Origin of the sequence: Bartonella sp. AA78NXGY (assembly GCF_042197005.1) — a bacterium.
Taxonomy (GTDB): Bacteria; Pseudomonadota; Alphaproteobacteria; order Rhizobiales; family Rhizobiaceae; genus Bartonella.
The window spans coordinates 1-848 of the sequence record NZ_JBHIRI010000079.1; the positions used below are offsets into that span (position 1 = coordinate 1).

Annotated in this window: 2 protein-coding genes; both read left to right on the forward strand. The window is 44.0% G+C overall.

Annotation, left to right across the window (positions count from 1 at the left end):
- Window positions 1–116: 116 nt before the first annotated feature.
- The gene (locus ACFINL_RS09725; RefSeq protein WP_273790101.1) at window positions 117–530 is read left to right on the forward strand and encodes a hypothetical protein; all 414 of its coding nucleotides are present in this window, start codon (window positions 117–119) and stop codon (window positions 528–530) included.
- A gap of 131 nt (window positions 531–661) precedes the next feature.
- The coding region (locus tag ACFINL_RS09730; protein WP_375651491.1) for a hypothetical protein at window positions 662–848 on the forward strand (187 nt) is incomplete at its 3' end.

The window sequence follows — 848 nt, forward strand, 5'->3', positions numbered from 1 at the left end:
TTTAAACGGGGCGGCTGGCTTGTCCGCAATGGGCAAGAGATCGGTTCTCGCCGCCGCTCTATTCTCAACTTATAAGCTCTCATTATTGATAGGGTTCTCATTTATAGGAATTGATCATGACAAGTTTACAAACCAGCATTGACGTGGAATTGCAGGTTCCGCTTCCTTATCAAGATAAAGGTGGCAAAGAATCTCTCTGCAAGAAACTGACCTTTTATCGCCCCACTTTTAAGCATGCCAAGCAATTAGCGGTGCTCATTGGACCACAATTGACAGAGCTGCTGCTTCCTGAGTTTGGAGAGCAAAAAACCACTTTGAGCAATGATGTGCTTATCACGAAGCTTTCTCAAGTTTTGTTCACAAGTGAGGCAACAGAAGGCATCACAGCACTTTTGGCTGATATGTCACATGAATCTATTGAATTGATTGATCGAGTTGATGTGATGGATATTGTCGCAATATTGAAGGCTTTTTTTGCTTTTTTTACGCAACGCCAATCCTCTCTGCCGGACAATTTGGGGCAGAACTAGCCCTTTATTATCACTGGGCGCCTTCAGAGATTAACCAGATGGATTGGCTGGATGTGATTGCCTATCGAGAAGAACTCGCGCGCCTGAAAGCTCAAGAATATGAAAGCCATCAGTTAGGATAAAGAATCGTCATGGATGTTTCCCTTGTTGTGCGTTTTGTCAATCATCTGCAAGAGGGGATAGCTTCTGCCAAGCGGGATCTTGCAGCCTTTAGTTCAGATGTTGCACATTTCCAAAACAAGACAAGGCAGCATTTTAAAGGGTGGTTTGACCCTGAGCATCTTGAGGATGCGACAAAGAATGCGGAAAATGCTTTTA